The organism is Arthrobacter sp. lap29, from assembly GCF_032458965.1.
GTDB lineage: Bacteria > Actinomycetota > Actinomycetes > Actinomycetales > Micrococcaceae > Specibacter > Specibacter psychrochitiniphilus.
Genome location: NZ_JAUCEK010000009.1, coordinates 26,492 through 50,852, shown reverse-complemented (window position 1 = coordinate 50,852; position 24,361 = coordinate 26,492). Strand labels below are relative to the sequence as shown.

Genomic DNA, 24,361 nt, shown 5'->3' with positions numbered 1-24,361 from the left:
TTCCAACTAGCTCAACTCGCCGGCGTGTACCTTCGGCGGTGCGTCATCTGAGCTGCCCGGACGCGACCTTTTGAGTCCGGGCACAAAGTGGACCACTGTTAGCAGCAGCCACGTGACCACCACAAAAGGCCAAGTATAAAGGGCGGGCACACCCTGAGTGAGCATCGAAAGCCCAGCAGCCAGCAGCGCCCCCACCGCGGCCAATGCCCATGGCTGCCAGGAACCTGCCACGAACAACGCAGCCATGGCAATGGCCACCAGAACACTGGAGTAGCCCAACATGCCGTGCCCTAACAGCAGGGGGTCCGCTCCGGTGGCCACAGCTATCACGCTTGAGAGGACACTGCCCACCAAAGCTGCCAACCCCACTTTCCACTGTGCAAGAAATAGGGCGGCAAGGATCAGCCCGCCGGCAATCACGGAGTCAATCAGCACCACCTGGGACACATTGGCCAAAATGGAGCGCAGGAAAAGGGCAACAGGCGATCCGTCCATCGTGATGTAGGCCGGTGCCACGCGACGGTCTGCCGTGGCGAAGAACAAAATACCGGCAACAAGGCAGAACGGTGCCGTGATGGAGGGTAACTTGAGGGGCCCGAGCAGTGCGGTTCGGAAGAATCTTTGAAAACCCCACGTCACGGGTGCGCACGCCGCACCGCCCAGAAGCGCAGCGATGGCTCCCGGCAGACCGCCACCAATAGCCGCGAACGCCGCGGCTCCCACGAGTGCTCCGCAAAATCCGTGGTCGCCGGCGCGCACCATCGCCGCCGGTGCCCGCATCAGCAATCCGGTCACCGTGGAGGCTGCGCAGCCCAGTAGTGCCAGAAGCGCCATCTGCCAACTGGCCACCGCAAAAGCGGCCAAGATCAGCAGCCCGGGGAGCATTTGATCCTGAAAGAATATCTGCGAGAAGCCAAGCAGCAGCGTACGGCCAGCTCTGCGCAGCAGCGGTTCCCTCGATGGCCGGGCGGCCGGTTGAATATGGTTCACATCGAGACTTTACTCTCGGTTCGGGGCCGCTAATGACACGGCGCGCAGGTGGGTGGATCCGCTGCCGAATTTGTGCTGGTCGCGGCTCCTTGCAGGCGGGTGGCCGGATCAACGATGGGTTTGTCCGTGAACGTGGGAAAAGCCGTGGGCCTGAGCATCATGAGGTAGATGTTCTCCTCCACCACACAACCCGGGCGGCCAGCAAGCTTAGATGTTATAGCGCTCATCCTCGTGATCGCCGGGATGATCACGCACCAGACCGGCAGCCAGCGTGTTGCCGTCCTGCGGATCGATGACAAGGAACGCGCCCGTACGGCGATGTAGCGCATACGTCTCAACGGGCAGCGGCGAGGCGAGGCGGATCTGCGCCGTGCCGATGTCATTCAATTCCAGTCCCGACGCGGCCGCATAGCCGAACGATTCCAAATCCAGCTTCCCCGTCACGGCACGGATCAGGCCCTGGACGGTCTTGCTGCCATGTTTGATCAATACCTTTGAACCCTCGCGCAGCGGCTTCGTTGAAAGCCAGCACAGTTCTGCGTAAACATCCTGGCTCACCTCCCCAAAAGTACCTGTGGCGGCAATGACATCACCGCGGGCAATGTCGATCTCCTCGCTCAGCCGCAATGACACCGACTGCGGCGCCACCGCAGTTTCCAGAGAGCGGCCAGCAAAGTCGATGCCCACCACGGAGGCCTTCCGCCCCGAGGGCAGAACCGTGATCTCATCTCCCACCGTCACGCCGCCCGAGGCGACCTGACCGGCATAGGCGCGGTAATCACGGAAGGAGGCTCCGGCGTCGTCCGCGTTTGCAAGGTCAGGGGCCAGCGCACCCTGGGGCCGGATCACCAGTTGAACAGGGAAGCGGAACGGCTCCAGCCCGCGCTCCAGCTCATCAGTGGTGGGCAGCGTTTCCAGGATGTCCAGCAACGTGGCGCCCGTGTACCAGGGGGTGTGGGCGGAGCGGTCCACCACGTTATCGCCCTCCAGCGCGGAGACGGGAACCACCAGTACACCGGACAGGCCAATATCCGCAGCAACGTCCTGCACGTCGGCCTCAATGGTGCGGAAAATCTCCTCGCTGAAGTCCACCAGGTCAATCTTGTTCACCGCCACCAGCACGTTGGGCACACGCAGCAGCCGCAGCACGGACAGGTGCCGGCGGGTCTGCTCCAGCACCCCCTTGCGGGCGTCAATAAGGACGACGACGGCATCCGCAGTGGACGCGCCCGTCACCGTGTTCTTGGTGTACTGGATGTGCCCGGGGCAGTCGGCCAGGATGAAACTGCGGCGGTCGGTGGCGAAGTAGCGGTAGGCCACATCGATGGTGATGCCCTGCTCGCGCTCGGCGCGCAGTCCGTCGGTGAGCAGAGCTAGGTCGATCTTCTGCGTGCTGCCATTCTCCCCGCCAAAGCCGCGGTCCGCGGAGGTGCGGGTGACGGCGGCCAGTGTGTCAGCCAGAATCGCCTTGGAATCGTGGAGCAGCCGGCCCACCAGGGTGGACTTGCCGTCATCAACGGAGCCGGCCGTGGCGAAACGAAACAGGGTTCCGACCTGGACCTCTGCTGGCTCGATCAGTGAAGTTGTTGTGCTCATTAGAAGTAGCCGTCCTTTTTGCGGTCTTCCATGGCGGCCTCGGAGATGCGGTCATCGGCCCGAGTAGCGCCACGTTCGGTCAGGGTTGAGGCGGCCACTTCGCGCACCACATCGTGGACGGTGGTGGCATCTGAAGCTACGGCGCCGGTGCAGGACATGTCCCCCACCGTGCGGTAGCGGACCTGCTTGATGATCACGTCCTCATCGGGGCGCGGCGCCGAGACCTCGCCCACCGCACGCCACATGCCGTCGCGTTCAAAGACTTCGCGTTCATGGGCGTAGTACAGGTGCGGCAGTTCAATGTTTTCGCGGGCAATGTAGCGCCACACATCCAGCTCGGTCCAGTTGCTGATGGGGAAGGCACGCACATGCTGGCCCACGGTGTGGCGGCCGTTGTACAGATTCCACAGTTCGGGGCGCTGGTTGCGCGGATCCCACTGGCCAAACTCGTCACGCAGGGACAGTATCCGCTCCTTGGCGCGGGCCTTGTCCTCGTCACGGCGGCCTCCGCCAAAAACGGCGTCGAACTTGTTCTTGGCTATGGCGTCCAGCAACGGCACTGTCTGCAGCGGGTTGCGGGTGCCGTCGGCCCGCTCAGCCAGCTCGCCACTGTCTATGAACTCCTGCACGGAACCCACCTCCAAGCGCAGACCCAGACGCTCCACGGTGCGGTCGCGGAACTCGATGACCTCCGGGAAGTTGTGCCCGGTGTCCACGTGCAGCACGGGGAAAGGAACCTTCCCCGGCCAGAACGCCTTCGTGGCCAAATGCAGCATCAGCACCGAGTCCTTGCCGCCGGAGAACAGCAGCGCAGGGCGCTCAAACTCGGCCACCACTTCACGAATGATGTGGATAGCCTCGGATTCCAGCAGGTCCAGGGAATCCAGTTCGGCGGGCTCAAAGGCCTCGAGAGTCTCAACCGCCGAAGGGGTTTCAGTAATTTGGGTGCTCATGTGTGTAGTCCGCATTCTGTCTTGGAGGTTCCGGCCCAGCGCCCGCTCCTTGGGTCGGCGCCGGGGGCCACTTTCTTGGTGCAGGGGGCGCAGCCGATGGACGGGTAGCCCTGGCTGAGCAGGGGGTTCACGGGTAGCAGGTTCTCATCGGAGTAACTGATCAACTCTTCATAGCTCCATGTGGCGACGGGGTTGACCTTGACCAACCCATTCTTTTCGTCCCACACCACCAGGGGCGTGTTGGTGCGGGTGGGCCCCTCATCGCGACGCACCCCGGTGAACCACAGCTCGTAGCCTTGCAGGGAACGGTGCAGTGGTTCCACCTTCCGCAGCGCACAGCATCCGGCAGGATCCCGGGCAAACAGGTCCATGCCGTGGCGCGCATCCTGCTCGGCCACGGTGTTGACCGGGAGCACGTCAACCACGTTGACCCGCAGATTTTCTGCCACCTCATTACGTGTGGCGTAGGTTTCGGGGAAGTGGTAGCCGGTGTCCAGGAACAACACGTCCACCCCGGGCAGCTGCTCGGCTACCAGTGCCGGCAACACGGCGTCTGCCATGGAACAGGCGACGGCGGATGCTTGCGTTGCGAAGTTCCGCGCCACCCAGGCGATGACTTCCTGTGCGGACGCGTCCCAGGCCAATTCCGCTGCGCCGGATTCGGCAATCGTTTGGAGCTCGGCATGCGAGCGGAGCGTTGTCACAGTCATTTCAGCAGCTCCTCATCAACCCGGTGGGCGAACTCGGCAAAAGTTTCATTACTGAGGCGAACGTCCGCATATTTACGCACCACACGCTCCACATAATCGGGCAACTGCGCTGCCGTGACTTTCAGGCCGCGAATGGTGCGGCCCAAGCCTGCCTCAACCCGGTTGTCGGTAGCCAGCCCACCACCTAGGTGAACCTGAAAACCGGGGGCGGTGCCGCCGTCGTCCGTGGGAAGCATCATGCCCTTGAGCCCAATGTCTGCCGTCTGAATCCGGGCACAGGAGTTGGGGCAGCCGTTGATGTTCAGGGCAATGGGCTGGGTCAGGACTCCGGTGTCCACCAAATCCGCGAGTCTAGTTTCGAGCTCGCTAATGGCGGTGGCGGCGGTGTCTTTGGTGTTGACAATGGCCAGCTTGCAGTACTCGATACCGGTGCAGGCGATTGTGGAGCGGCGGAACAGCGAGGGCCGTGCGGACAAACCCAGACCATCAAGGACGGTGATGAGTGGCTCCACCTGCTCCTTGGACACATCGAGAATGACGAGCTTTTGGTGCGGCGTGGTGCGCAAACGGAAGGAGCCATGTGCCTCAAGGGCGTCAGCGAGAGCCGTTAGTTTGGTACCGGAGACGCGGCCCACGGTGGGGGTGACCCCAATGAAGAACTTGCCATCTTTTTGCTCGTGCACGCCAATGTGATCGCCGGGGGATGTTGGCTTCGGGGCCGGTTCCCCGTCAGGCAACTTGTGGCCCAGGTAGTCATCCTGAAGAATTTGGCGGAACTTGGCGGTGCCCCAATCGGCCAGCAGGAACTTCAGCCGAGCCTTGGTGCGCATGCGCCGGTAGCCGTAGTCGCGGAAGATACTGGTGACGCCAAGCCAGACCTCTGCGGCAACCTCGGGCGAAACAAACACGCCGAGACGTTCAGCCAGACGCGGCGCTGTGGACAGGCCTCCACCCACCCAGAGATCGTAACCCGGGCCAAGCTCTGGATGAATCACACCAACCAAGGCGAAATCGTTGATCTCATGAACCACATCCTGTGATGGGTGGCCTGTGATGGCTGTTTTGAACTTGCGGGGCAAGTTGGCAAGTTCAGGGTCCCCAATGAAACGTGCGCTGACTTCCTTGATCAGTGAAGTGGGGTCAATGATCTCGTCCTTGGCGATGCCGGCTACGGGGGAACCCAGAATGACGCGCGGCACGTCACCGCAGGCCTCAGTGGTGGACAATCCCGCCGCCTCAAGACGGTTCCAGATCTCCGGAACGTCCTCTACACGAACCCAATGCAGCTGAACGTTCTGCCGGTCGGTTAAATCTGCGGTGTCGCGGCCAAACTCAGTGGAAATCTGGCCGATCACGCGCAACTGATCCGTGGTGAGGGATCCGCCATCAATGCGGACTCGGAGCATGAAGTACTTATCTTCTAGTTCGTGCGGCTCCAGACTTGCTGTTTTACCGCCATCGATCCCCTGTTTGCGCTGTGTATACAGGCCCCACCAGCGGAAACGCCCGTGCAGGTCTGTTTTATCAATGCTGTCAAAGCCACCCTTGGCGTAGATGGTTTCGATGCGATCGCGGACGCTGAGCCCGCCATCTTCCTGCTTCCAGACCTCATTCGCGTTCAGCGGTTCCTTGCCGTCCACCTTCCACTGCCCATGCGGCTTGGCCGCTGGGCGGGGGCGGGAGGTACGAACCGGCTTCGCGGGAGCCTCGGCGGTCAGTGCGGCCGGAGCATTGTCACTGCCAGAGGTCTCTGCTCCGGCTAGAGCTGTCTGTGTCATAAAACGAGCGTAAGGTGCCCCCGGGCCGGCACCAATCACGATTGCAACGCACGTTCACCTTGGGCAATATTTCGTCACACCCGCCATTCGCCGCCAGGGTGTGCTTCTAGTCAGTACGGGACTAGCGCCCGGGCTGTTACTTTTTGGCTGCCAGTGCCTTGGCGGTGAAATCTGACAGGGGGCCTTGGCTCCACTGCTGCCCCTCCACAAAGACGGTAGGCGTTCCAGCGACACCATAATTCTGGGCGAGAATCGAAGAATCTCCCACAAAACCTGCGAAATCCCTGTTGGCCAGGCAGCTGGAAATGTCACCGGCACCAGCTTCTTGTGCCAGCCCAACCAGCACCGCGTTGTCTAGGCCCGCCGACATCTCCGCCGGTTGGTTCTTGAACAGGGAGTCAAAGAAACGCTCGTAACTGGTGGGGGCATTGTTGGCCACGCACGCTGCAGCCTCCGCGGACCTGGTGGAGTACTTAGTGCCATTTGATAGCTGGTCCAGGAATCCAAGAGGGCGGTATTCGAGCGTGATCTTCCCCTGATCGCGGAGCGTTTTCAGTGCGGGACCATTTGTCGTTTCAAACTCGGCACAGAAGGGGCACAGGAAATCCGGGTAAACCACCACCTGCACTGCCTCACCGCTGGCGGAGGGTGCAATGCCAATTTCATCTAACGCAGCAGGGTCCATGGACAGCTGTGACAGGTCCACCTCTCCGGGGAGCTCCGCTGCCGGAAACACGCCGCCTCCGGGACCAAAAGTGATGCCACCAAAAGCATTCAACGTTCCGCTCATCTCCTGCGCGCCGTAACTCGGCTGGGGAGCCAGAGGTTCATGGCTGGAGGTGCTTGGCGTGCTGGCGAGGATGCCAATGATCAGCAAGGTGCCCAGGATGATCGTGGAAGCCAAAGAAACATAGCCCACAACGAGGCCCCCGATCGCCAGGCCACGCCCCTTTTCCCCAGTCCGCTTGATTTGGGCCAAGGCAATGTGACCCGTGATGATCCCCACCACGTTCACCACGAAGGCGGACACGAGTGAGACAACTGCCAAAACGTTAGTTGTTTCCACCTTTGAACCCAGAGGCATCATTCCGGGATACAAAGGCGGTTGACCGTACGGTGGCTGCTGGCCGTAAGGTTGTTGGCCGTACGGTGGCTGATCTGTTGGATCATTGCGTGGACTGTCTGGGCCTTGGACCGGGTTCTCCCCCACAGCATGCATTTCTTCGTGGAACATGTTTCCCACCATCATCCCAGCAATTGGTGTCCCCATGGCCTTGGCGCGGGCCTGTTCAACTATTTCTGTGACTGCAAAACCTGGGGCAACCCTCGGCGCTGCCCTCCATCACAGCGAGATATGGAGGTGTTCAGCTCTCACCGCCCGGACAGTGCCGAATCGAAGTGTTCCAACGCCAATTCCGCCAGTAAAGAAGATGGCAGCAGGGGCGCTGTCACTAGATCGGCACCTGCCAGCGAAAGCTGGTCATGAAAATATCCCGGCGCCAGCAAGTAGGAGGCAATAGCAACCCCGCGTGCGCCCGAAGCCCGCAATGCCGCAACTCCATCTGGTACGGACGGGAGCGCACTGGCACCATAGGCGGCCATCACCTGCTCGGGCCGCCGCACGGCAAGATCCGCAGCAAGCACTTCAATATGCTCAGCCGATTCCGGCCTGGAAGATCCTGCCGCGGCCAGAACAATGCCCCACCCATGAGGCAGCTCCCCCAGACGCTCATCCAGCAGCTTCGCCAGCCTCGGATCGGGCCCCAACGGCAGAGCCCCCAGGGTGTTCGGCCGGGACGCTACAGCCTCTGCAATATCCACCTGAACGTGGAATCCCACCGTCAGCAACAACGGAACCACCACGGCACGCACTCCCGGCGCCAGCCCGGCCACCACATCCGGCAGCGCAGGTTCCTGCACATCAACATAAGCCTCCAGCACGGAAAGCCCAGGCCGCAGTGCAGCAATCTCGGCCCGGAGCGCGTTGATGCGTTTTTGGCCTTCTGCATTGTTGGTGCCGTGCGCGCACGCAATCAGCACCGTCTCCGAGCCCGGCTCGGTCACTTCAGTTCTTCTCATACTCATGGGCAGGCTCCTTCTCGCCGGCGTGCAAAGGCACTGGCTGATCTTGGTGCCAATGTACGTTATTTAGGAACCTGCCTGCAGCCAGTTGAGAACACACTGCACTGACCGCTATGGTGCTGCCGTTGTCCTTGCTGTAGTGGTTTCACCGGACTCGTGTCTGGCGTCCGGTGCATGTTTAGAGCACAATCCGCATCGGATCCTCCAGGATCTGCTTCAGATCCTGCAGGAACGCGGCTGCCGTGGCGCCATCGAGCACCCGGTGGTCCACCGTCAGCGTGAGTTTGAGGACCTTCCGTGTGGTGAGTTCACCGTTGCGCACCACCGGCTCCTCCGACGTTGCACCCACGGCGAGGATCGCGGCCTCGGGCGGGTTGATGATGGCCGTGAAGTTGTCGATCCCGAACATGCCCAAGTTGCTGAGAGTAAATGTGCCACCGCTAAACTGCTGCAGCGTCAAGGTCCCTTCCCTGGCCTTGCTCGCCAAATCCCGCGTTTCCGTGGCGATCTCCGCCAGGCCCTTCCTGTCCGCATCCCGCACCACAGGCACAATTAGGCCGTCCGGCACCGCAACGGCTAGGCCCACGTTGATGTGCCGATGCTGATAGATCTTCTCACCCGCCCACGACGAGTTGACCTCAGGGTGGACCCGCAGCGCCACCGCACAGGCACGCACCAGCAGGTCGGTGACGCTCGCCTTGAGACCCACATCCGCAAACCTCACATTGATTCCGCTGCGGAACTCCAGCAGCGCATCCATCTGGACCACGGCGGTCAGGAAGAAGTGCGGCACCGCAGCGCTCTCTGTCAGCCGTTTGACCACGACCTTGCGCATCTGCGTCAAGGGGATCTCTACCGAGTCCTCCTGTACAGCAGGTGCAGTTGCAGTTGCAGGAGTGGATACAGATGTGGACGAGGGAGCCTTCCCATCCCGGCTGGCAGCAGCGCCGTGGTCAGCAGAGCCGTGGTCACCGGCGGCACGGCCGGAAGAGGCATGGTCACCGGCGGCCAGAACATCCGCCCTCACCACTCGGCCTCCGGGACCGGTGCCCTTGATGTCCGCAGGATCAAGGCCCCGTTCCACCGCCATCTTGCGCGCCAATGGAGATGCGAACACCCTGCCATCGGCATGTCCGTGGGTGTCAGTACCCGAGTGGGTATCCCTCTTCGGGGCTTCGTTTGCGCTTCCGGGCGTGGCAGCCTCTGCCGAACCGCCGCCGGAGCTAGAGCTAGAGCCAGCACCGGATCCTATGCCGCTGCCGTCGCCAATGAACGCCACAGGATCTCCGATAGCCACGGTGGCACCCTCGGCCACCAGCAGGCGTTCCAGCACACCGTCGTCGAAGGCCTCCAAGTCCATCGTGGCCTTGTCGGTTTCAATCTCACCGATGACGTCCCCGGCCTTGACCTGATCGCCAACGTGTTTGAGCCAACGGCCCAGGATCCCTTCCTCCATGGTGTCGGATAGGCGGGGCATGATTACCTCGGGCATGGGGACCTCCTAGCTTCTGAAACTTGTGTCATCGAGTAGTTCAAGGATCACGCGGCGCAGGTCCACGGCATCGGGTAGTGCGCGGCGCTCCAGTGGTTTCGCATACGGCAGCGGAACCTCGGCTGCCGCCACCCTGCGCACCGGTGCATCCAAGTAGTCAAAGGCGCCCTCCATCAATGTGGCCGAGATTTCTGCACCGATACCGTAGCTGAGCCAATCGTCCTCGAGGACCACGGCGCGTCCGGTCTTGCGCACAGAGGCGCAGATGGTGGGCCGGTCAAGGGGTCGCAGGCTGCGCAGGTCCACCACCTCCACGGAGATGCCCTCCTGCGCCATTTGGCGGGCCACCTCCACGGCGATGGTTGTGGCACGCGAGTATGTGATCACGCTCAGGTCTGTGCCTTCCTTGACGACGGCGGCCCTACCGATTTCGCCCGGCGTATCCCCTGGCCGGACTTCGCCCTTTGTGTTGTACAGGGCCAGGTTCTCCAGAAAGATGACGGGATCATCGTCCCGGATGGCTGCCAATAGCAGCGCCTTGGCGTCAGCCGGTGTGGAGGGTGCCACCACCTTGAGACCGGGTACGTGCGCATACCAGACTTCCAGGTTCTGTGAGTGTGTGGCTGCCAACTGCTGCCCTCCGCCGCCGGGCATCCTGATCACTAGGGGTACGCTTTGCTGGCCGCCAAACATGCCGTAGATCTTGGCCGCGTGATTCACAATCTGGTCGATGGCGATCAGGCTGAAGTTCAGTGTCATGATCTCCACCACCGGGCGCATACCCAGCATGGCGGCTCCGATGGCCGCCCCCACAAAGCCTTCCTCGGCGATGGGCGTGTCCCTGACCCGTTCCGGGCCGAACTCACTCAACAGCCCTGCCGTGATCTTGTAGGAACCCTCAAAAATGCCAATTTCCTCACCCAGCAGGATCACCTTTTCGTCCCGGCTCATTTCGCTGCGGAGGGTGTCATTCAACGCCTGCCGGTAGGTCACCAGTTTTGTCTTGTCGGCTTCTGCGCTCATGGCAGCACCACCATCCTTTCCCCGGGAAGTGCCGTGGGCGCATTGGGCACCGGCGTTGCATACGCATAGTCAAAGAGCTGATCGGGGGTGGGGTCCGGCCCCGCATCCGCAAACGCGACCGCAGCCGCCACCTGCTCCTCCATCTCTGTTTCAATGGCGTCCGCCTGTTTTTCGGTGAGAGTGCCATCGGCAATTAGTTGGGCACGCAGTGCCGGCACGGGGTCAGCCTCTTGGGCGGTTTCAACGTCCGCTGCGGAACGGTAACGGGCCGGGTCAACCACCGAGTGGCCGCGCAGCCGGTAACTCATCAGCTCCAGCAGGGCTGGCCGGCGTTGCGTCCGCGCCTGATCCAACGCGTCGGTGACTGCCTGGCGCACTGCCAGAACGTCGTCGCCGTCGGCCCTGACCCCGGGTATCCGGTAGGACGCGCCGCGCTTGTACAGCTCAGGCTCCCCCGCTGCTTTTTCCACAGTGGTGCCCATGCCCAGCCTGTTGTTGATGACAACGTAGACAATGGGCAGCGACCACACCGCGGCTAAGTTCAACGACTCGTGAAACGCACCGATGTTGGTGGTTCCATCCCCCATCTGGCACATGACCGCTTCGGCGTCCGGGCCGGGTGCGCCGCGGTACGTCAGCGCCAGAGCCGCACCCGTCGCCGGTGGGATCTGCCCGCCCACAATTCCGTAGCCGCCCAGCATCCGCGTGCTCGTGTCAAACATGTGCATGGAGCCTCCCCGCCCCTTGGAGACGCCGGTGGTCTTGCCAAACAGTTCTGCCATGACCTTGCCGGTATCCATGCCACGCATCAGGGCGTAGCCGTGGTCCCGGTAGTTGGTGAACAGGTAATCGGTGGGCCGCAAGGCATCCATCAGCCCCACCACTGACGCCTCTTCGCCCAAGTTCAAGTGGCAGTACCCGCCAATCTTGGCCCGCTTGTACATTTGGTCCGCGGTTAATTCGAACTTGCGGATGAGCACCATCCGCCGGTAAAACTCCACCAGGGCCCCGGCGTCCGCTGTCCTCGACTCGTTCATTGTCCATCTCCTTCAAGTCTGTGTGTGCGTTGAAGTGGCCGGTGCCGCCTAGCTGGCCGGCTCTCTGGGGTGGCGGCTCAGGTTCCGGGCGGTTGTTCATGGAGCTCAAACCAGCTGCCATCACCTTGGCATCGGGGGCATTTGTCCGGCGGCGTGGGTCCGCGGACAGGTTCCCCGCACACCCCGCACACCCATTCGGTGGCAAGCAAGGAGACGATGTCACCCCGGCTGACTATCCCTACCACTCGGCCCTCCTGAAGTACCGGGAGCCGGCGGACTCGTTTTTCAATCAGCAGATGCCTCAGGTCTGCAATGCGAGTGTCTTCGCTGACGGAGATCACCGCGGTGGTCATCAGGGATGCGGCTGTTTTGCCTTCCTTGGCGAGCAGGTCAAATTCGCTAACCAGCCCCAAGACGTGGCCGGAATGGTCTACCACTGGCACACCGCTGATCCGGTGGGAACGCAACAGTTCCGCGATCTGAGCCACCGCCGTATCCGCAGGGATGGTTATTACGGGGCTGCTCATGATGTCTGCCGCCGTGGCCGGGATTTTTGCGTTCATGGTTTCTCCTAAGATGCGTGTAACAGTTTGTGCCAGCCGGACCTGGACCTGCTCGATCCACGTTTGGCGGCGTATCATCCGGTGCGCGCCTGCCCGAAGCCACTCTGACCGGAGCCGGCCGCAACAGCTCCGGGGGCCGCCTTGTCCTGGCAGCAAGCAGCTGCCTCGTCCGGCACAAACCCGCCGGTGTCCTTGTTGCTGATGCCTACGGCGGAGATGACCCCTCCCACCAGCAGCAAGATTGCAACCACCACCATGATCCGCCGGAACGAGTCAACATCTAGAGCTGTTCCTAGGATGATCCCGGCCAAAGCGATGGCAACGAGGCCAGCCACTCGGGAGACCGCGTTGTTTACCGCCGATCCGATGCCGCTTTGCAATGGAGGGACGGCACCGAGAATGGCAGACGTCAGTGGCGCCACGGTCACGGATAGGCCAATTCCGTACAAGATAAGGCCCGGCAGCATCTGGAACCAGAAGTTAAATGGTTCGGTTGCCGTCATCATCCATAAAAAGCCGCACCCGGCCACCGCTGGACCCACTGCCATGAACAAGCGCGGGCCATAGCGCCCTGCCATCCCTCCGAAGACACCGGCCAAGAAGATGGTAAGCACCGCTACCGGCAGCGTTGCCAGGCCTGCCTGCGCAGCCGTGAACCCTGCCACTTCCTGTAAGAAGATCACCACCATCAGCGGCCCCAACGAAACCCCTGCGTAGACGAAGGCTGTGGCTAGATTGCCCACGGCAAAATTGCGGGCTTTGAACAACCCCAGAGGCATCATGGGGTGCCGGCTCCGGGCCTCCCAGAGAAGGAAAGCAGCCAGCAGCACCATCCCGGCCACGAACGGGACCGAGACCGCAGGGTTCTTCCAGCCCAAGCGCTGCTGCTCAATCAATGCAAACACCGTGCCAGCCAAGCCCACCGCCGCCAAGACTGCACCGGCGACGTCAACGCTCGGGCGAACTCTTGCTGCGCCCGGATCGTTGCCAGAGCTCGCCCCGGCCAGCTGGGGTGTTGCGCTGTTGTTCCGTCCCAACCCGGCCAGGAGCACCAATGTCCCCGCGATGGGAAGAACGTTGATAGCGAAGATGAGCCTCCAGCTGACGTATTCCACCAGCACCCCTCCCAGCAGCGGACCTGCGACGAAGGCTGTCCCGGTCCAGGCAGTCCATGAGCCAATGGCTTTTGCCCTCCCCGGGCCGGTGAAGGCCGAGGTGATCAGTGCCAGCGAGCTGGGCACCAGCAGTGCGGCCCCGGCACCTTGGACGGCACGGGCGGCGATCAGCAAGGCACCTGTGGGTGCCACCGCACAGGCCATAGAAGCGATGCCGAAGATGCCAAGCCCCACGCCAAGAATACGAATCCGGCCAAAGGTATCCGAAAGTGAACCGGCCAGCAGGATCAAAGCACCCAGCGTCAGCAGATAGGCATCAACTACCCATTGCTGAGTGGCTAAGCCGCCTCCCAAATCGTCTTTGATGGCTGGGAGCGCCACATTGACGATGGCACCGTCAAGAAACGCCACGAAGGAGGCAAGAATAGCCACCCACAGGACCCCTCGCTGCAAGGACGTCATGGGCTCTTGGGCCGTGGAGCCAGAAACCGGCAAGCCGGAACCTGCGCGGGGCAAGCCGGAACCTGCGCGGGGCAATCTGCCCTTGCGCCGCCAAGGCAACTCTCTGACACCCTTATTCCGTGTCCCCATGTGGCCATTAGAGGCCCTCAGAGGCCAACCAGTCAAGGCTTGCTTGCACCACGGCCAAGTCACCTCGAGTTATTGACGTCCGGGCCCAATGGGACGATCGTGGAAGGGACGGCAACAGAATTGTTCCTTTAAAGATTCCACCCTCTAGGAGGGGCCATGACCCCCACACAAGTCCCTCATATCCTTATTCTTGGCGGTGGGTACGTAGGCCTCTACACCGCATGGGGGTTGCGCCGGGCGCTACCGCGAGGCAGGGCACACATCACGGTGGTTGAGCCTAATCCGTACATGACCTACCAGCCACTGCTACCGGAGGTGGCCGGGGGCGAGCTCGATGCCCGGAGCGTTGCTGTTGACCTTTCCCGTGCATTGAAGGGCTTGGATTTGTTTCGCGGCCGGCTCCTCTCCTTGGACCTGGCCGGACGCACCGCGGCCCTTAAAACGCTCACCGGTACACCCTCCACTATGTCCTTTGATCACGTAGTCCTTGCCATGGGCGCCGTCAGCCGGACCTTTCCCACGCCAGGGCTGGCCGAGCACGGGATCGGCTTCAAGACCTTGGCAGAGGCCGTCCATGTGCGGAACCAAGTACTGGGAAACATTGCCATCGCGGCGGCAGCCACTGATCCACAGGAGCGCGCCAAAGCCTTGACCTTCGTCTTCGTCGGGGGCGGCTATACAGGGGTGGAGGCGCTGTGCGAGCTGAGCGACCTGTCCAAACTTGCAGTGGATGAATACCCTTCACTGAGCCGCAGCGACCTCAGGTGGGTCCTTGTGGAAGCGTTGGACCGGGTGGCTCCGGAAGTGGGCCCCACACTCTCCAAATTCACCTTGATGCAGTTGCGTGAGCGCGGCATCGACGTTCGTCTGGAGACCACCATGACATCGTGTGTTGATTCTCAGGTGGTGCTCAGCGACGGCAGCACCTTCGCCGCCAATACTCTTGTCTGGACAGCAGGGGTCAAACCCAATCCCGTGTTGGATGACACCGATGTTCCCCGCGGGCCCAAGGGACACGTCAATGCCAATGCCAAGTTGCAGGTCATCACTGACGACGGCGTACCGGTCCCCGGCGCGTGGGCTGCTGGCGACAACGCCCAGGTCCCCGATGCTAACGCAGAAAAGCAGCCTGCTTTTTACGCCCCGAACGCCCAAAACGCCATGCGTCAAGCGAAGGTACTGGCCCGGAACATCGCCGCCGATCTGGACGGCAAGCCCCTTGTGGAATTCAGGCACAAGTCCCTGGGCACCCTGGCGAGCTACGGGGTGGGCCGGGGTGCCGCCGTCGTACTGGGTATTGAACTAAAGAACCGGCCCGCCTGGTTTGCGGACCGGCTCTACCACGGCCTGGCAGTGCCCACCTTTAACCGCAAGTGGCATGTGTTTACGGCGTGGATTGCCGGCTCCTTCGCCAAGCGCGACCTCACCGCGCTGCCAGGGATCGAACACCCACGCCAGGCCTTCCTAGAGACGTTCAAGAAGAAGTAGTTGCGGCATTCACCAGGGCCGGGCCTCAGCCTTTCCGCGCAAACGCTGTACGCAGGGAAAGCTTGCGGGAATATTCAATGGAGCCGTAGCGGAACAAGTGCACGGCAATGCGCAGGGCCAGGGCACCGAAGATGAACAATTCGGCAATGACGATGCCCGCCTGCCAGCCCGGGAGGGAGCCGAAGGCGTTGCGCAGCATGGCCGTGATGGGTGCTGTGAATGGGAAGAACGTGAATATTTCCACGATCAGTGAGCCCGGGTCACTAACCACCAAAGTGACAATGTAGAACGGGATGAACATCATGATCATGACCGGGGCGAACACGGTGCTGGCATCCTTTGCTGTGGGCATGACAGCCCCGATCCCCACCAGCACGCCGGTGAACAGGATGAACCCTCCAATGAACATCAGCGCCCCAGTCAGCATGGGCAGGAATTGGAACTGCAGCGTGGATAAATCAAAGTTGGGCATGTTCAGTTGCTCGCGGAAGAATAGGTAGCCCAGCACCATGGGCGTGGCAAACACCAACGCCTGCACGGCCCCCACCAGAAATAGCGAAATCACCTTGCCCACTACCAGCGTGGTGGGGTTCAGCGTGGTCAGGATCATCTCCGTGACACGGTTTTCCTTCTCCTCCAACGTGGACGCCAGCATCTGGTTCGCCAGCAGGATGATCACCACATAAAACAGCACCAGAAACAGCAGCGGCGGCACCACTGTTGCGAGCCCGCCCGAAGGTTCGCCGTCCTTGAACGTCTGAGATTCTGTCCTGAAATTCCCTTGCACCGCCGCCGTCAGCTCCGCCGAGCCCACCTTTTCCTGCGCAGAGCGAACCACCAGTTCCTTGGCTACAGCCTCATACGTGCCGTTTTTGAAGATTCCCTGATCCGCCCCATAGACCAGCACCGGCTCCTTGGTGATGTCCGCAGGGAAGCTGAACCAGGCATTTAGTTCACCCCCGTTAACACGTTGCGCTGCGGTGCCCGGGTTCTGCTCCGGGACCCCGCCCATGGCGGTGGCCACCTTGGGGTCGATGATCCCGGAGGTGTCCGTATAGGTGAACGCAAGTGTCTGGTTCTTTTGCTCGTCGGAGCGAGTTGCCGTGGCGGAATTGCTGATAAAAACCAGAGCAAAAACTATTCCCAGCAGCACGGGGATGGCCAAGGTGGCAATCCAAAAACGCCGCTTCTTGATGGTGCGGGTGAACTCAAACTTCACCACTGTGCCCAAGTTACGCCGCGCCATCGTAGCGCCCCTTCCTTCGAAGTCCCCGGGCTGCTGGTGTGGCTGTGCCGTCCTGCGCACCGCCCGCCTCCCCGTACACCTGTATGAAAATGTCTTCCAGGCTGCGCTTGGCTGCCACAAACCCGCGCACCACCACCCCGGCCAGCACCAGTTCCTTCAACACCTCGGCTTCATCTGCGGAATCCTCCAGCGAAAGCTCTGCGTAGTTGGTTTCTTGCAAGACCACTGCGTAGTGCGGTGAGCGGGGCAACACACCCGAATATTTCAGCCGAATGGTCCGCCCGCCAAACTGGTTTTGGACTTCCGCAATGGTGCCGTACGCCTCCGCCCGCCCATTCTTGAGCAGAATGATCCGGTCGCAGAGCCGCTCCACTTCCTCCATTTGGTGGGTGACCATCATGACCGTGGCCCCAGCTTCTTTGCGTTCCTCGATGATGTCCATGAGCAGACGCCGGTTCACGGGGTCGAACCCCTTGGTGGGCTCATCCAAGATCAACAGCTCCGGCTCATTCATAATGGTCACACCCAGCTGCACTTTTTGTTGTTCACCACCAGAGAGCTTGTCCACGCGTACATCTGCCTTGTCGGAAAGATCCACGCGCTCCAAAAACTGCCGGGAGTACTCCACCGCGTCCTGTTTGGATAACCCCTTGAGCCGGCCAAAGTAACTCATCACATCCAGTACCGACTCTTTTTTATACAGCCCACGCTCCTCGGGCAGGTAGCCGAGCCGGGCACCGTAATCATCACTGAACACCTTGCCATTGATCTCAAGAGTTCCCGCCGTGGGCCGGTAGATGCCCAGTAAAGCCCTGATGGTGGTTGTTTTACCGCTGCCGTTGCTGCCCAGAAATCCAAACGTCTCCCCGCGCGCCACGTCAAAGGAAAGTCCCTCAATGACTTTTTTGGCCCCGAATTGCATGTGGAAGTCATGAACGTAAATCAGCGGCTGAGCGGCATCCATTTTTCCAGCGTAGTCACAAATGGCTCCCGTGTGATAGGAAATTGGGCATTGTCTGCCAGCACCCATTAAGCTTGGCGCTGCCTGCCCCTTGCAGCTGATACCGGCTGCCGATCCACGAATGCTCCCATGAACTTTGATCTGCTCCTCATCCTTGACCTACTCGGCGTCTTTTTCTTCGCAGTTTCGGGCTGCCTGCTCGCGACCCGCAAGGGTTTTGATCTTGTCGGTTCGCTCCTGCTGGGCTCCATGGTGGGCCTGGGCGGCGGTGTCATCCGCGACATCGTCTTGAATGCCGGACCTCCTGCCGCCTTCACAAATCAGATCTATTTGTTGCCCCCTGCAGCAGCTGCCGCCTTGGTCTATTTCACGGTGAAAAACGTCCAGCGCAGTGGCCGCCTGCTGTTCATGTTCGACGCCGGAGGGTTGGCATTGTTTTGCGTCACAGGTACGCTCAAGGCCCTCGAAGCGGGAATGAACCCCGTGGCATCCATCCTCCTGGGAGTCACCACCGCCGTGGGCGGAGGGATCCTGCGCGATGTCACCGCCAATGACGTCCCCAAGGTTTTTGACCCCAAGGACCTTTACGCGATTCCGGCCTTTATTGGTGCCGGTTTAGCCACTGGATTATGGCATCTGGGCTGGCTGACCTTTACCACGGGGGCTATGGCCACTGTAGTGGTTTTCGCCTTGCGCATGCTGAGTCTGCGCTACGGCTGGCATGCTCCCCTGGCTGCCCGTAGCTGGACACCGCGACGGGGCCAGCGCGGCTAAGATTGCTCTAGAGCGCATTGCTACCTGTTGCTAGTTTCTGGAGATTTTAATGTCTGACATGTTCGTAGAGAAGTTCCGCGGTCTGGTCCCCTTGTACTTGGAGGAGCCCTGGCAGGAGGCCGACGGCATCACCGTGGCGGACCTGGACGCAGTCTTCTCCGAATTGCAGATCACAGTACCCCTGGCCTTGCGCGAATTCCTGCACGCCTTGGGCAACTGCGAGGAACTCATGGAGGCCTACTACTACTTCTGGGATCCCGAAGAACTGGAACTCGAAGACGGCTACCTACTCTTCCTCGAGGACAAAGACGAGAACTACACGTGGGGAATGCTGGCAGATCAGGCGGACGTTCCCGATCCCATTGTCTGGCGCCGCAACAACGCCACGGGTGAATGGATCAACGAAGAAGGCACCTTTAGCGAGTTTGTGTTCGACATGCTTGATTGGGTCTTCAAGGAAGTACTCACCGACCAGGACTAACCCACAGCAAGTACGCAGCGAATGGCTGTGGGAATATTCATCCGGGAGCGGTAGCGTGGCGTTATGAACGCACAGGAAGCTTCGAACACATTGGATCCGGAACCGGCTGCAATTGTTGGCCTGGTTGAAAAGTTGGTTGAGGGGATGTGGCCCCGCTCAGACTTCGACCGCAAGGCGTGGTTTGAACGCCATGGATTGGTCTCTGGGGCCGCTTGGGATGAGGCCAGCGCCGCCCCCGCTGTAGCGCATTACTCGCTGCGTACTCCCATGGCTGGCGGGGAGATCGCCTCCTCATGGACTTCCTACAACGGGAGATTTCTGGGCATCAGCATGCAGGTTTATTCCTCCATGCAAACAGATAATCCGTCCACACGGCAAGGCTACGATGACATCCATAACCGGCTCATAACCCTCTATGGTGAGGGCACAAATCCTTGGCACGATCCCATTGTTCAGGCGTGCGTTTGGAACGTCAACGGCCGCCGCATTGTGATTCGATTCTTCAATCTCCAACACAGCGGAGTCATGGTCAGCGTCGACGATGCTGGCTTGGCTTCGGCTTCAGAAGCAGAAGCTCGGCGTCGGAATGCGCCGGCGCACTGGAATAACAGCGCTGAGGCCCTGAGCCCCTACGTCATGCCGAAGCTGGGTGCACAAAAGTAAATCCCGAGCACCCAGCCCCCATTGCGCCCAAGCTAAACGTCGCGTGAGACCACGGCTTCGGCGAAGCTGGCCAGCGCTGTTTTGACCATACCTTCCGGTAGCGGAGCCAGTGCAGCAATGGCGGCGTCCGACCATTGCCGCGCCACGGCCCAAGACTCAAGCGTGACAGGATGTTCGCGCAGCGCCGTCACGGCCGCGGCCAGTGACTCATCGCTGCTCAGATCGCCATCTACCAGAGCAAGCGCTGCGGCGGCATCGGCGTCTCCGGCGGCAGCAGCATTGCGCAGCAGCAACACGGGCAGGGTAGGGACGCCTTCGCGCAGATCCGTTCCCGGGGACTTTCCAGAAACCTGCTTCAAACCGGTGACGTCAATGACGTCATCGGCCAGTTGGAAAGCAACGCCCACTTTTTCACCGTATTCGAGCATGACATCTTGAAGGCTCTCATCAACACCGGCAAAGATTGCCCCGAGCTGGCCAGAGGCGGCAACTAGCGAACCGGTCTTATCGGCAATAACCGAGAGGTAATGCTCAATGGGGTCTTCGTCTTCACGCGGGCCAACTGTCTCATGCAGTTGTCCCAGGCACAGCCGCTCAAAGGTGCGTGCCTGAATTCCCAGGGCCCGCCCGCCCAGTTCCGAGACCAGAATTGAAGCGCGTGCAAAGATGAGGTCACCCGTAAGAATGGCAACAGTGTTGCCCCATACTTCGTGTGCCGTGGGGGCGCCGCGGCGGAAGGGCGCCGAGTCCATGACGTCGTCGTGGTAAAGCGTGGCCAGGTGCGTCAGTTCAACCACCACGGCGGCCTGCACCACTTCCTTCCGGTTCGGGTCCCCAAGGTGGGCGGCCAGAAGGACCAGCAGCGGACGGATGCGCTTGCCGCCGGCTTCTACCAGGTGCCGGCTCGTGGCGTCGGCCAGAGGATCAGAGTGGGCAATTGCTTCACGCAGCACCTTCTCCACCTTGGCCATGCTCATGGCAATCGAGGGGCCCAGATCCGGGTCTTCTGCCACTGCCGAAAAACCGGACGGCAGTGCCAGCCCCGTGGCAATGGCCATGGTGCTGGGGTTGGAGTCGTGAGATTCAGGGCGTCCTTGCCCGGCATGGGTCCAGCTGTGGTTCGCGGAAGTAGTCACTGCTTAACACTAACTTTTGGTAGGGATTGTTGCTCGGATGTGCGGGTAGTGTCCTGGTTGCTGGTAGCAGGGACGAGCTTCTCCAGTAGATGAATCACTCTATCCTCAAAACCACGTTTGTCTGTGTCCGTCAGATTCGTCATCAACCGAACCACAAACCGCATCAGCACCGGAACACTCATGCCCGTGCGCAGCGCCAACTTCATGATGGTGGGATTTCCAATCATGGAAGCAAAAACCCGCCCCATGGTGAAGTGGCTGCCCCACGCATCACGCACCAGGGTGCTGTAGTTGGACAGTGCGTGATCTGCTGCGAGACGCGAGTTGGTGCCTGCTGCCTGGATGATCTGTTCTGCCGCGAACCGGGCAGATTCCATGGCGTAGGAAATTCCCTCACCGTTAAAGGGGCTCACCATGCCGCCGGAATCACCGAGCAGGAGCAGGCCGCCCGAATAGTGCGGAGTCCGGTTGAAGGCCATGGGCAGGGCGGCACCCCTGATGGGTCCCACCTGGTTTTCAGGGGTGAAACCCCATTCCCCGGGCATGGCCGCAGTCCAGTCACGCAGCACGCCGCGGTAATCGAGCTTGCCGAATTCCTTAGAGGTGTTCAGTATGCCCAAACCAACGTTGGAGGTTCCGTCACCTACCCCAAACACCCATCCGTACCCTGGCAGAACCCGTCCGTTGGGAGAAGGAAGCTCCAGCCAGCCCTCCATCCAATCGTCCTCGTGCCGAGGTGAGGTGAAATACGTACGGTAAGCAACGCCCATGGGCCGGTCGTCACGTTTGGCGTGCCCCAACGAGACGGCAGTGCGGGTGGAGTTCCCGTCCGCGGCAAGCACCACGTCGGCCTGGAAGTCCACAGTTTCGCCCGTCTTGCGCCCAGCCCCGTCCACCAGTGATGCCCGTGCACCCACCACAGTGCCGGCGTCGTCCGTCAATGCCTGTGTCACCGAATGGCCCTCGAGGATGGTGGCACCGGCGGCGCGGGCATGATTGGCCAGTGCTTCATCGAAGCCCAGCCGGGTACGGATGAGCCCGTAATTGGGGAAGTCGCTGAGTTCGGGCCACGGCACCTCAATTTGGCGCCCGGCGGCAATCAGCCGTAGGCCCTTGTTGCGGCGCCATCCTTCGGAGGGCTCGTGCGGCAGGCCCATGAGCGCCATTTCGCGCACGGCCCGTGGGGTGAGCCCGTCGCCGCAAACCTTTTCACGTGGAAAGCGGGTCTTTTCCAGCACGGTGACTTCAATCCCGGCGGATGCCAGATGCCAGGCCGCAGTGGATCCGGCGGGACCGGCACCTACTATGAGTACCTTCACTGTGGGTGGAGTTCCTTTGTTTAGCGATCGGTTGCGGCTGATTCGCCATCAACCGTCAGGGGTTTCACGGCTCGGTGCACGGCCACAATGCCACCGCTCAAATTCCTGTAGGCCACGGCATCCCAACCTGCTTCGGTGAGCCAGGCGGAGAGCTTGTCCTGATTGGGCCACACCCTGATGGACTCCGCCAAGTACACGTACGCCGCAGGGTTGGAGGCAACTTTTTTGGCGATGGGAGGCAAGGCTCGCATCAAATATTCGGTGTAAACAGTGCGGAAAGGGGCAAAGGTGGGGTGTGAGAAATCGGCCACCACCAGCGTGCCGCCGGGCTTGGTGACGCGCAGCATCTCCCGCAACGCCTTTTTCGGATCCATCACATTACGCAAGCCAAAGGAGATGGTGGAAGCGTCAAAGGAGTTATCGGCAAACGGCAGGTTGGTTGCATCCCCGGCAATAAAGTCAATGTCCGGGCGGCGGCGTTTACCAACTTTGAGCATGCCCACGGAGAAATCGCAGGCCACCACGTTCACGCCAGCGTCGGCAAACGGTTCGCTCGAGGTGCCGGTGCCGGCGGCGAGATCCAACACCCGCTGGCCGGGCTTTGCATCCACGGCTTCGAGGACAATGCGCCGCCAGCGGCGCGTCTGTCCCATCGACAAAATATCGTTGACGACGTCGTATTTGGGGGCCACGTCGTCAAACATGGCGGCCATTTCTTCCGGACGCTTCTCCAAGGATGCACGGTTCACTCCCTTAGTCTCTCAAACTTTGTGCAGCTTCGCGCATCGTTCGCCGATGTTTGGGCAAGGTTGTGGGCCATCACACCGTGCAAGCACCTGTTTTTGGCGCCCCAGAGAGTAATCTGGACTCATCATGACTGTTTCCTTTTCGCTGCGTACCCTCACCTTGGCCCTCACCCCGGCCACGCTGACGGAGCTTGGCATCACCGGCCCTGCGGACTTGCTGGGGGCTGATCCAGGCGTTGGACCGCTGTGCTGGTTGCGCCTAGGCGAGGGCTTGCTAGGTTTTGGCGAAATCGCCTCCTTTGCCGCCACAGGCCCCACGCGCTTTGCCGACGCCGAACAGTGGTGGAAATCACTGGTGGCCACGGCTGCCGTGAACGATCCCGTGCGCATGCCCGGCACCGGCGCCATGGCCTTTGGCTCTTTTGCCTTCTCAAAAAGCAGCGCCTTCGAATCCGTACTCATAGTCCCTGCCTTGGTGGTGGGCTTCTCCTCCGGCACGGCCTGGCTCACCCAGCTGTCCCTGGACGGCGCAGTCCCTACCGCTAAATCCGCCCTGAACCTGCTGCGGGCCCTGGCCACCGCTAGAAGTTCGACGCCGGCCACCCCCTCTGTTGGAACGCTAAGACCAGGGGCACTCTCCGAAGAGCAATGGAAGGATTCCGTCCGCGCGGGGGTCAATGCCATTACCGCAGGTGGCTTAGAAAAGGTGGTTTTGGCACGGGATGTGGTGGCGTCCTTCCCGGAACCAGTGCGGCGGGTTTCAATTCTGCAACGATTAGTGGAGCTTTACGGTCAATGTTGGACCTACGGCGTCCGTGGTCTGGTGGGCGCCACACCGGAGATACTCATCAAGGTTGATGGCTCCACAGCTCAAGCACGTGTCCTGGCAGGAACGCTTGACCGCGAGGATGAACCGGCCGGCTCAACAGGCTTTGCGGATACGGTTCTTGGAGGTTCACTCAAACAACGCCAAGAACACGATTTTGCCGTCCGCTCACTTACCCGGCAGCTGGCACCCTTCTCCACGGACCTCTCTTTCCCGGCAGAGCCATTCATTTTGGAGCTACCCAACGTGTGGCATCTGGCCTCCGATGTGACTGCCCAATTAGCTAGCTCAAATGGCCATCTACCCACGTCTTTGGCGCTGGTTGAGGCCCTGCACCCCACTGCGGCCGTGTGTGGAACCCCTCGGGAAGAAGCCGGGAAGCTGATCTTGGATCTGGAGAAAATGGACCGCGGTCCTTATGCGGGACCGGTGGGTTGGCTGGATGGGGCGGGCAACGGCGAATGGGGCATTGCTTTGCGCGGAGCCGTCCTGGAGGACGAACACACCGTTCGTTTGTACGCCGGCGCGGGCATTGTTGAGGCCTCCGATCCGGCTGCCGAACTGGCCGAGACATGGGCCAAATTTCGGCCCATGCTGCAGGCTCTGAACCTCCCCAACCACCCGTAGGGCACCGATCTGCCCTGGTTTTCAGACACCCTCAGTGTGCGAGCTCTTGCGCGAGCCAACATTTAGTTGTTCACTAGTAAAAACTTGTTTACCGTGACGCAAGTCACTGGCAGGCTACACTAGATTTCAAATACTGGCTCCTCAGGGACTTCACAAAGGGTAAA

22 protein-coding genes are annotated in these 24,361 nt (G+C 61.1%); 5 read left to right on the top strand and 17 right to left on the bottom strand.

The genetic code is table 11. The features are described from left to right. Positions 1-6 precede the first annotated feature (6 nt). The 12 genes from RY113_RS14895 to RY113_RS14840 form a co-directional block, all read right to left on the bottom strand. Positions 7-990 (bottom strand): urea transporter, encoded by a 984-nt coding sequence (locus RY113_RS14895; RefSeq protein WP_315915201.1) that lies wholly within the window; start codon positions 988-990, stop codon positions 7-9. A 207-nt stretch (positions 991-1,197) separates the two neighbouring features. Then, a complete protein-coding gene (locus tag RY113_RS14890; protein WP_110105445.1) occupies positions 1,198-2,586 on the bottom strand; it encodes a sulfate adenylyltransferase subunit 1 in 1,389 nt (462 codons plus the stop codon). Next, the gene (gene cysD / locus RY113_RS14885; protein ID WP_110105444.1) at positions 2,586-3,539 is read right to left on the bottom strand and encodes a sulfate adenylyltransferase subunit CysD; all 954 of its coding nucleotides are present in this window, start codon (positions 3,537-3,539) and stop codon (positions 2,586-2,588) included. The genes RY113_RS14890 and cysD overlap by 1 nt, the downstream gene beginning before the upstream one ends. Then, on the bottom strand, positions 3,536-4,249 hold the full coding sequence (locus RY113_RS14880; protein ID WP_315915200.1) for a phosphoadenylyl-sulfate reductase: 714 nt from the start codon (positions 4,247-4,249) through the stop codon (positions 3,536-3,538). The genes cysD and RY113_RS14880 overlap by 4 nt, the downstream gene beginning before the upstream one ends. After that, complete coding sequence (locus RY113_RS14875; RefSeq protein ID WP_315915199.1) at positions 4,246-6,027, bottom strand: nitrite/sulfite reductase; 1,782 nt, start codon at positions 6,025-6,027, stop codon at positions 4,246-4,248. The genes RY113_RS14880 and RY113_RS14875 overlap by 4 nt, the downstream gene beginning before the upstream one ends. Before the next feature lie 136 nt (positions 6,028-6,163). Further along, entirely contained in the window at positions 6,164-7,261 is a 1,098-nt protein-coding gene (locus RY113_RS14870; RefSeq protein WP_170120911.1) for a thioredoxin domain-containing protein, read from the bottom strand. Between the two features lie 137 nt (positions 7,262-7,398). Continuing rightward, positions 7,399-8,112 (bottom strand): sirohydrochlorin chelatase, encoded by a 714-nt coding sequence (locus RY113_RS14865; RefSeq protein WP_245932090.1) that lies wholly within the window; start codon positions 8,110-8,112, stop codon positions 7,399-7,401. A gap of 175 nt (positions 8,113-8,287) precedes the next feature. Then, entirely contained in the window at positions 8,288-9,601 is a 1,314-nt protein-coding gene (locus tag RY113_RS14860) for a dihydrolipoamide acetyltransferase family protein (RefSeq protein ID WP_315915196.1), read from the bottom strand. Between the two features lie 9 nt (positions 9,602-9,610). Continuing rightward, positions 9,611-10,624 (bottom strand): alpha-ketoacid dehydrogenase subunit beta, encoded by a 1,014-nt coding sequence (locus RY113_RS14855; RefSeq protein WP_315915195.1) that lies wholly within the window; start codon positions 10,622-10,624, stop codon positions 9,611-9,613. Then, the gene (pdhA, locus tag RY113_RS14850) at positions 10,621-11,661 is read right to left on the bottom strand and encodes a pyruvate dehydrogenase (acetyl-transferring) E1 component subunit alpha (RefSeq protein ID WP_110105438.1); all 1,041 of its coding nucleotides are present in this window, start codon (positions 11,659-11,661) and stop codon (positions 10,621-10,623) included. The genes RY113_RS14855 and pdhA overlap by 4 nt, the downstream gene beginning before the upstream one ends. 77 nt (positions 11,662-11,738) lie before the next feature. Next, positions 11,739-12,224: a CBS domain-containing protein gene (locus RY113_RS14845; RefSeq protein WP_110105651.1), complete on the bottom strand. Its 486-nt coding sequence runs from the start codon at positions 12,222-12,224 to the stop codon at positions 11,739-11,741. A gap of 74 nt (positions 12,225-12,298) precedes the next feature. Continuing rightward, positions 12,299-13,930, bottom strand: coding sequence for an MFS transporter (locus tag RY113_RS14840; protein ID WP_396334250.1), 1,632 nt, complete (start codon positions 13,928-13,930; stop codon positions 12,299-12,301). 156 nt (positions 13,931-14,086) lie between these two features. Here RY113_RS14840 and RY113_RS14835 point away from each other — a divergent pair, with 156 nt between their 5' ends. Continuing rightward, complete coding sequence (locus tag RY113_RS14835; RefSeq protein WP_110105436.1) at positions 14,087-15,418, top strand: NAD(P)/FAD-dependent oxidoreductase; 1,332 nt, start codon at positions 14,087-14,089, stop codon at positions 15,416-15,418. Positions 15,419-15,443: 25 nt separating this feature from the next. Here the strand turns inward: RY113_RS14835 and RY113_RS14830 are convergent, their stop codons facing one another. Both RY113_RS14830 and RY113_RS14825 read right to left on the bottom strand, forming a co-directional pair. Beyond that, entirely contained in the window at positions 15,444-16,664 is a 1,221-nt protein-coding gene (locus RY113_RS14830; RefSeq protein WP_315915194.1) for an ABC transporter permease, read from the bottom strand. Continuing rightward, a complete protein-coding gene (locus RY113_RS14825; protein ID WP_315915192.1) occupies positions 16,651-17,628 on the bottom strand; it encodes an ATP-binding cassette domain-containing protein in 978 nt (325 codons plus the stop codon). Before RY113_RS14825 ends, RY113_RS14830 begins: the two co-directional genes overlap by 14 nt. Before the next feature lie 126 nt (positions 17,629-17,754). On the opposite strand from RY113_RS14825, the gene RY113_RS14820 reads away from it, so the two are divergent. The 3 genes from RY113_RS14820 to RY113_RS14810 all read left to right on the top strand — a co-directional run bounded on the left by RY113_RS14820 (position 17,755) and on the right by RY113_RS14810 (position 19,543). Further along, positions 17,755-18,399 carry a trimeric intracellular cation channel family protein gene (locus tag RY113_RS14820; RefSeq protein WP_110105433.1) on the top strand — a complete coding sequence of 215 codons (645 nt, stop codon included), beginning with the start codon at positions 17,755-17,757 and terminating at the stop codon, positions 18,397-18,399. A 49-nt stretch (positions 18,400-18,448) separates the two neighbouring features. Continuing rightward, positions 18,449-18,880 (top strand): hypothetical protein, encoded by a 432-nt coding sequence (locus tag RY113_RS14815; protein ID WP_110105432.1) that lies wholly within the window; start codon positions 18,449-18,451, stop codon positions 18,878-18,880. Between the two features lie 63 nt (positions 18,881-18,943). Further along, complete coding sequence (locus tag RY113_RS14810) at positions 18,944-19,543, top strand: hypothetical protein (protein WP_315915189.1); 600 nt, start codon at positions 18,944-18,946, stop codon at positions 19,541-19,543. A gap of 32 nt (positions 19,544-19,575) precedes the next feature. Here the strand turns inward: RY113_RS14810 and RY113_RS14805 are convergent, their stop codons facing one another. The 3 genes from RY113_RS14805 to RY113_RS14795 are packed head-to-tail and all read right to left on the bottom strand — an operon-like array spanning position 19,576 to position 22,747. Continuing rightward, positions 19,576-20,679 (bottom strand): polyprenyl synthetase family protein, encoded by a 1,104-nt coding sequence (locus tag RY113_RS14805; RefSeq protein ID WP_315915188.1) that lies wholly within the window; start codon positions 20,677-20,679, stop codon positions 19,576-19,578. After that, entirely contained in the window at positions 20,676-21,998 is a 1,323-nt protein-coding gene (locus RY113_RS14800; RefSeq protein WP_315915187.1) for a geranylgeranyl reductase family protein, read from the bottom strand. Before RY113_RS14800 ends, RY113_RS14805 begins: the two co-directional genes overlap by 4 nt. Before the next feature lie 20 nt (positions 21,999-22,018). After that, positions 22,019-22,747, bottom strand: a complete 729-nt coding sequence (locus RY113_RS14795) for a demethylmenaquinone methyltransferase (protein ID WP_110105428.1) — start codon at positions 22,745-22,747, stop codon at positions 22,019-22,021. 124 nt (positions 22,748-22,871) lie between these two features. On the opposite strand from RY113_RS14795, the gene RY113_RS14790 reads away from it, so the two are divergent. After that, positions 22,872-24,197, top strand: coding sequence for an isochorismate synthase (locus RY113_RS14790; protein ID WP_315915186.1), 1,326 nt, complete (start codon positions 22,872-22,874; stop codon positions 24,195-24,197). Positions 24,198-24,361 lie beyond the last annotated feature (164 nt).